Here is a 7458-nt window from a genome sequence, read left to right as displayed (position 1 = left end):
GGCCGCGCAGCGGCTTCCTTTCCCGAGCGACGGTGTAACCGGAGCGACGAGGGTGGCGGCCGACGGCTCTGCCCCACCACCCCAACGCGAAGCCGAGCCCGATATCGAACGAAATCAGGAGCGCGCGAAGAACGAAAACGTCAGCTTAGGCGCCGCTTCTGCTAGGCGATGGGTGCTCGCCAAGCCGCCCATCCTCCAACGCATGAAGGTCGATCTCCTTCACCGACACCGGCCGGTAATCCGTGCCGAAGGCGACCTCGCCTAGCCGCCAGCCCGCCTTGCACGTGACCGCGCCCCAGAAGCGGCGAAACGCCGCCCAATGCAGGCCCGTCAGCCCTTTCTCGTTGTCCGCATCCACCATGGGATCGCCCACGCCCGTTGGCCGGATCGGCTCACCATGCAGAGCGGTACCGAACAGGGAATCCCAGATCGAGAAGACCTGGCCGAAGTTGCAGTTGTGCAGCGTGGGGCGATCCGGGTCCATCAGCATGTGATGAAGACGGTGGAACACCGGCGAAACGAACAGGCGATCGAGGACCGGCCCGAAGCGTATACGCACGTTCGCGTGCGAAAAGTTCTGTACCAGTTCTCCCAACAGCATCAACCACGCGAATTCCGTGGGCGCGACGCCGATCAACAGGCCCACGCCCGCCAGCACCATCGATTGCAGGAAGCCGTCGACGAGGCTGCCACGGTCGTTGGTCCAGCAACTCATCTGCCGCGTGCTGTGATGCATGCTGTGCAGCGCCCACCACCACGGCAGCGCGTGTTGCAGGCGATGCATCCAGTAATAGACCAGGTCGTAGATGACGTAGTAGACCAGGAACAGCGCAAGCGGATGGCTGTTCAATGCAGGCACCCAGTGCACGATGCCCAACGGTGAATCGTCGTTGCCTTCCGCGCCGGTCCCACCGAAGGCGTTGCCTATCGGCGTCAGGACCAGGTAGCTGAACATCGGGAAGATCCCGAGCAGCATCATCAGCGTGTATTGCCAATCCACGCGCGTGAGCCTGCGGTCCGCCCACGTCTCGGCGGGGATCACCGATTCGAGCGGGCGGAACACCAAGGCGATGATCGCCACCTGGAGGATCGAGATGAGGATCGCCCCCGCGATTTCACGCGGATCGCCGGCCAGGCCGGACAGGTGGAGCAGGGCGAGGAACGGGACGATGGCATGGGCACTCGTCCAGTCGACAAGATGGGACCATCCCGCGAACATGCTGGCTACCTTCGCAAGACCGTGCAGGTGCGCGCGGTCGACACTGCGATTAAGCTGCACGCCTCTTTCGTTGGGCTTTCCGCATGCGCCACATTCCAGGGATCGATGTACGTACTTACGTGGGCAAGGACATCCTGCCCGTGGCCGAGGAATTGTCCGGACTGCGCCAGGCGGTGTTTCGCGACTGGCCTTACCTCTACGACGGCGACCGCTCCTACGAACGAAACTACCTGGCCGCGTATGCCGCGTCGCCGCGCAGCGTGTGTGTCGTCGCGCGCGACGATGCGGGACGCGCGGTGGGTGCTTCCACCGGCATGCCTCTGGCCGACGAAGGCGAGACCTTCCGCAGGCCCTTCGAAGAGCACGGGATCGCGCCGGACGACGTGTTCTATTTCGGCGAATCGGTGCTGCTCACGCCGTGGCGTGGACGCGGCATCGGGCATGTCTTCTTCGATGCACGGGAAGCGCACGCGCGCGACGCCGGGGCCTTCCGCTGGACGGCCTTCTGCTCGGTGCGGCGGGAGCCCGGCGATCCACGCAAGCCGGCGACCTACCATCGGAACGATGCGTTCTGGCTCGGGCGGGGTTACAAGCCGGCGATCGACCTGAGTTGCACCTTGTCGTGGAAGGAGGTCGGCACCGACGCCGCCACGCCGCACACGCTCGATTTCTGGATGCGTGAACTGGACCGGGAATCCGCATGACGCGCACGCTGGCCGAGTGGCTCGCTTACCAGGAGCGCACGCATCCGCGCGACATCGCGCTGGGCCTGGAGCGCGTGCGCGCGGTTTGGGAGGCGATGGGCGCGCCGCGTCCGGCACCCATCGTGATCACCATCGGCGGTACCAACGGCAAGGGGTCCACGGTGGCCTTGCTGGAGGGCATGCTGCGCGCGGCGGGCTACCGCACGGGGTGTTACACCTCGCCGCACCTCCTTCGATACAACGAGCGTATCCGGATCGATGGCGAGGATGCCGGTGACGACGCGTTGGTCGCTTCGTTCGAAAGGATCGAGGCGGCGCGCGGCGACATCCCGCAGACCTACTTCGAATTCGGCACGTTGGCCGCCATCGACCTGATGGCGCGCGCGTCGCTCGACGTGGCGATCCTCGAGGTGGGACTGGGTGGCCGGCTCGATGCGGTGAACATCGTCGATGCCGATGTCGCGGTCATCACCACGGTCGACCTCGATCACCAGGACTGGCTCGGCGGCGACCGCGACAGCATCGGTCGAGAGAAGGCGGGCATCGCCCGTGCGGGCCGGCCCGCCATCGTCGGCGAACCGGCGCCCCCGGCCGGCCTGCTGCAAGCCCTGCGCGACATCGGCGCCCATGTCGTCCGCGCTGGCGAGGCCTTCACCGTCACCACAAGGGCGGCTACCACGGATTGGCGTTGGACCCACCGGGACGGCACGGCGCTGGACCTGCCCCGGCCGGCCCTCGATGCCCCGGTGCAGGTCGCCAACGCGGCGACGGCCATCGCCGCCATCCACGCCCTCGGCTCACGGGTGGATGTCTCGTCCGAAGCCATCCGGCATGGCCTCGAACACGTGCATGTGGCTGGTCGCCTCCAGCGGATCGCCGAGCGCCCGCGCACCCTCGTGGATGTCGGGCACAACCCGCAGGCGGCGCGTGCCTTGGCGGCATGGCTTGACGCCGAACCTTCGGCAGGCCGTGTCTTCGCCGTATACGGCGCCCTCGCGGACAAGGACGTGGCGGGTGTCGTCGAGGCCCTGGGGCGTCGGGTCGATGGGTGGTTCCTGGCGGGCCTGGAGCGCGATACGCCGCGGGGCTTGCCTGCCGATGCGATCGCGGCCACTCTCGCCGCCGTGCTCCCGGGTGCTGTCGCACAGGCGTTTCCGGACGTCGTCCGGGCCTGGGCGGCCGCGCGCGACGCCGCTGGCGACGAGGACACCGTGCTGCTTTTCGGCTCCTTCTTCGTCGCAGGCGCCGCCTTGTCCACGGCCACGTGAACGCCGGCACGGCCAAGGCGTCGGGGCAGGTCCATTGCCGGTTATAATCGCCGCGATTCGCTTTGCACCGGTCGTATGGAGCCTTCCTTGAAAACACGCATGCTGGGTGCCGCCGTCCTGATCGCCCTGGCGGTCCTGTTCCTGCCGATGTTGTTCTCAAGCACGCCGCCCAAGTCCGACGCCGACCAGACCGTCAGCCTGGCGATTCCGCCGGCACCGGACCGCGAACTGCAGACGCGCACGCTCGACGTGGCCCCGAACGGTTCGCCGGCGACGGCGAATGGCCCGCAGGTGGCGGGCGCGCCCGCCGGTGCGGCACCACAGCAGCCCGCGCCCGCCGTTTCGGCGCCTGCCGCGAACGTCACCCCGGGCGGCGGCGGCCGCCTCGCCTCGGTGGACATCGCCTCGCGCAAGCCGGCCGACGCCCTGCCGGAAGATTTCGCCAACGCGCCTGCCGCCAGCAAGCCGGCGGCGACTCCTGTGAAGCCGGCAGCCAAGCCTGCCACCACGCCCGTCGCCTCGGCACCGCCGTCCACGCCGGCCGCGGCACCGGCGCTGCCGCCGGGCACCGCCGCACGGGGCAGCTACAGCATCAACCTCAGTGCCTACGCGGACCGCTCCAAGGCCGACGCCCTCGTGCAGAAGGTGAAGGCGTTGGGCTATCCGGTGAGCACCGCCTCGACCACGCAGGCCGGCAAGTCGCTCACCCGGGTCACCGCCGGGCCGTTCGAATCGCGCGCCGCCGCCGAGACCGCCCGCCTGAAGATCGTCGCCGCGGTGCCCGGCGCCCCGGCCAGCCTGTCGACCAGGGCCGAGACGCAGACCGCCGATACCCCGGCACCGCAGCGGCCGGCCGCCGCCACGCCGGCGCCCGCCGCGGCCACGCCCAGCGTGCCCGCCGCCGCGCCGCGCGCGGGGGGATTCGCCGTCCAGGTCGCCGCGGTCAGCAGCGAGACCGAAGCCACGCGACTGCGCGACAAGCTGCGCGGCGCGGGCATCCCGGGCTATGTGGATAGCATCGCCTCCAGCGGCGGCGCCAAGCTGTGGCGTGTCCGCGCGGGGCCGCAGACGCAGCGTGACGACGCGGTGCGCCTGAAGGACCAGATCAAGGCCAAGGTGGGCCTCGATGGGGTCGTCGTCCCGGCGCCCTGACGGGCCGGACCGACTCCCATCGTGAATTCGAGGAGCGTCACGTGAATTGGGCCGACTACGTCATCCTTGCCGTACTGTTCATTTCGGTCTTGATCGGCCTCGCCCGCGGCCTCATCTCCGAAGTGCTTTCACTGGTGGTCTGGGTGGCCGCGTTCTGGATCGCGTGGTTGTTCGGGCCGGTGGTCGCGCGTTACTTCGAGAGCAGCGTATCGCTGCCGTCGGCGCGGATCGCCATCGGCTACGGCTTGTGCTTCATCTCGGTGTTGCTGGTCGGTGCCGTGTTCCGGTTCCTGATTTCGCGCCTGGTCTCGGGAACCGGGCTGGGTGGCATGGACCGTCTGCTCGGGATGATCTTCGGTCTGGCGCGCGGTGTACTTATCGTGAGCGGCGTGGTGTTCCTGCTGGGCTTCACGCCGTTGCCGAACGAACCGATGTGGCGTGAATCCGCGATGCTGCCGCAGTTCGCCGCGCCGGCCGCATGGCTTGGCCAGCAGGTGCCTGCGAACGTGCGCGAATACATGCACCCGCCGGCGGCGCTGCAGAACATGAAGATGCCGGACGTGAAACTGCCCAGCCGGGAAGAATTGATGAAACTGCGCGACCTGACGATCCCCGCGCAGCCTCCGAAAGATTCGAATGCTCACCCTGCCGCCGCGACCACGGCGGCCTCTTCGTAGAAGGCAACACCCATGTGCGGAATCATCGGCATCGTCGGTACCACGGAAGTGGCATCGGCCCTGTATGACGGCCTGACCGTCCTGCAACATCGCGGGCAGGATGCCGCCGGCATCGCCACGGTGGATGGCGCGCGCTTGCGCCTGCACAAGGGCAACGGCCTGGTTCGCGACGTCTTCAATTCCGCGGGCGTCAGCAAGTTGCGCGGACGCATCGGCATCGGTCATTGCCGCTATCCCACGGCAGGCTCCGAAGGTACCGAGGAGGCGCAGCCGTTCTACGTCAACTCGCCGTATGGCATCGCCTTCGCGCACAACGGCAACCTCGTGAACACCGAGACCCTGCGCAAGGAGATGTTCGAGGACGACCGCCGGCACATCGACACCGATTCCGATTCCGAGGTGCTGCTCAACGTGCTCGCGCACGAACTGCAGGTGGACGATCGCGGCGACCTCACGCCGGAGCACGTCTTCAAGGCGATCTCGCGCGTGCATGCGCGTGCCCGTGGCGGTTATGCCTGCATCGCGCTGGTGCTCGGTTATGGCCTGATCGCCTTCCGCGACCCCAATGGCATTCGTCCGCTCGTGCTCGGCGAGCGCGTCACGCCGGAAGGCCGCGAATATGCGATCGCCTCCGAATCGGTGGCCCTCGACGTGCTCGGTTTCAAGCGCCTGCGCGACATCGCGCCGGGTGAAGCGGTGATCGTCACCGACGGTGGCGAGCTCCACGCGCGACATTGCGCGGAAGGCGCCGTCCACGCGCCGTGCATCTTCGAGTACGTCTATCTCGCGCGTCCCGATTCGATGATCGAAGATGTCTCGGTGTACAAGGCGCGCCTGCGCATGGGCGAGAAGCTGGCCGAGAAGATCCTCCGCGAACGCGGTCCCGACCATGGCATCGACGCGGTCATTCCCATTCCCGATACCTCGCGCACGGCGGCAAGCTCGCTGGCGCAGGCCCTGGGCGTGCCCATGCGCGAGGGGCTGGTGAAGAACCGCTATATCGGCCGTACCTTCATCATGCCGGGGCAGGGCGAACGGGTGAAATCGGTGCGCCGCAAGCTCAATGCCATCGACCTCGAATTCCGCAAGAAGAACGTCCTGCTGGTGGATGACTCCATCGTTCGTGGCACCACGTCGCGCCAGATCATCCAGATGGCCCGCGACGCCGGTGCGAAGAATGTGTACTTCGCCTCGGCCGCGCCGCCGGTGCGTTATCCGAATATCTACGGCATCGACATGCCCGCCGCCTCCGAACTGGTCGCGGCCGGGCGTACCGTGGAGGAGGTGGAGAAGGCGCTCGGTGCGGACTGGTTGATCTACCAGGACCTCGACGACCTCGTCTGGGCCGTCGCCGACGGCAACGAAGCGCTCACCCATTTCGACACCTCGTGCTTCTCCGGCGAGTACGTCACGGGTGTCGAGGCCGGCTTCCTCGAGCAGCAGGAAGCACTGCGCTCCGACGCGGCCAAGAACGAGCGCCGCAGTGCCTGAGCACCGGGCGGCGCGGATGACGAATCGCGCCGCCAGCGATCCATGAACGATCTGCACGCCGCCGCCCGACGTTGCCTCGATGCCGCCGATCCGACCGAGAAGGTCCGGCTCAGCTTCGAGGCCTGGGCGGCCTTGCAGGCGGGCGATCTGGCGCCGGATCCGTCATCGCCGCCGGCGCGTCCCATCGCCCTTCCGGGCCGTCCCGAACGTCCTCGCCTGGTCCCTTCCCGTGAGGTGGCACAGCGTGGCCTGGGTACGGCGGAAGGCCGCGCCGCGCTCGTGCATGCCATCGCGCACATCGAATTCAACGCCATCGACCTGGCCTGGGACGCGGTCTACCGTTTCCGCGGGAAGCCGTTGGCGTATTACCGGGACTGGGCCTCGTGCGCCAACGACGAGGCACGGCATTTCACGATGCTGTCCGCCCGCCTTGCCGAACTCGGCCATGCCTACGGCGACTTCGACGCGCATAACGGCCTATGGGAAATGGCGGAGAAGACCGCGCACAGCGATACGGCACGCATGGCCCTCGTGCCCCGGGTGCTGGAAGCGCGCGGGCTGGATGTCACCCCCGGCATGATGGAGCGGCTGCGTCGCCAGGGCGACGAGCGCACCGTCGCGATCCTCGAGGTGATCCTGCGCGAGGAAGTGGCCCACGTGGCGGCGGGAACGCGATGGTTCCACTGGTGCTGCGAGCGCGACGGGATCGAGCCCGAGGCCACCTTCGCGCAGCTGCTCGCCGATTACATGAATGGTTCGCTGCGAGGGCCGTTCAACCTGGACGCGCGCCGCGAGGCGGGGTTTTCGGAGAGCGAGTTGGCCTGGTTGGGCACCCTGGGCTGAGCCTGCCGCGTCGCATGAACTCGCCCGGTGGGAGCCGACCTTGTCGGCGATCCCGCGGCAGCGGGCCAGGTTGTGGCAAGCACCCATCGCCGGCGGAGCCGGCT

7 protein-coding genes are annotated in these 7458 nt (G+C 68.0%); 6 read left to right on the top strand and 1 reads right to left on the bottom strand.

Annotated features, from left to right (window positions below):
- Positions 1 to 145: 145 nt before the first annotated feature.
- The gene (locus ACR9ZJ_RS18310) at positions 146 to 1219 is read right to left on the bottom strand and encodes a sterol desaturase family protein (RefSeq protein WP_481282707.1); all 1074 of its coding nucleotides are present in this window, start codon (positions 1217 to 1219) and stop codon (positions 146 to 148) included.
- A gap of 83 nt (positions 1220 to 1302) precedes the next feature.
- On the opposite strand from ACR9ZJ_RS18310, the gene ACR9ZJ_RS18305 reads away from it, so the two are divergent.
- From ACR9ZJ_RS18305 to ACR9ZJ_RS18280, 6 genes are all read left to right on the top strand, one after another.
- Entirely contained in the window at positions 1303 to 1923 is a 621-nt protein-coding gene (locus ACR9ZJ_RS18305) for a GNAT family N-acetyltransferase (RefSeq protein WP_481288575.1), read from the top strand.
- A complete protein-coding gene (folC, locus tag ACR9ZJ_RS18300) occupies positions 1920 to 3191 on the top strand; it encodes a bifunctional tetrahydrofolate synthase/dihydrofolate synthase (RefSeq protein ID WP_481288574.1) in 1272 nt (423 codons plus the stop codon). The genes ACR9ZJ_RS18305 and folC overlap by 4 nt, the downstream gene beginning before the upstream one ends.
- 87 nt (positions 3192 to 3278) lie before the next feature.
- A complete protein-coding gene (locus ACR9ZJ_RS18295) occupies positions 3279 to 4343 on the top strand; it encodes an SPOR domain-containing protein (protein WP_481288573.1) in 1065 nt (354 codons plus the stop codon).
- A 41-nt stretch (positions 4344 to 4384) separates the two neighbouring features.
- Positions 4385 to 5020 carry a CvpA family protein gene (locus ACR9ZJ_RS18290; protein ID WP_481288572.1) on the top strand — a complete coding sequence of 212 codons (636 nt, stop codon included), beginning with the start codon at positions 4385 to 4387 and terminating at the stop codon, positions 5018 to 5020.
- Between the two features lie 12 nt (positions 5021 to 5032).
- Positions 5033 to 6511, top strand: a complete 1479-nt coding sequence (gene purF, locus ACR9ZJ_RS18285; RefSeq protein WP_481280888.1) for an amidophosphoribosyltransferase — start codon at positions 5033 to 5035, stop codon at positions 6509 to 6511.
- Positions 6512 to 6553: 42 nt separating this feature from the next.
- Positions 6554 to 7354, top strand: coding sequence for a ferritin-like domain-containing protein (locus ACR9ZJ_RS18280; protein WP_481288571.1), 801 nt, complete (start codon positions 6554 to 6556; stop codon positions 7352 to 7354).
- Positions 7355 to 7458: the final 104 nt, after the last annotated feature.

Source organism: Luteibacter sp. KNZ12-1A (genome assembly GCF_056755675.1).
The sequence above is the reverse complement of the archived record's forward strand: the minus strand, read 5'-3'. Positions and strand labels throughout refer to the sequence as shown.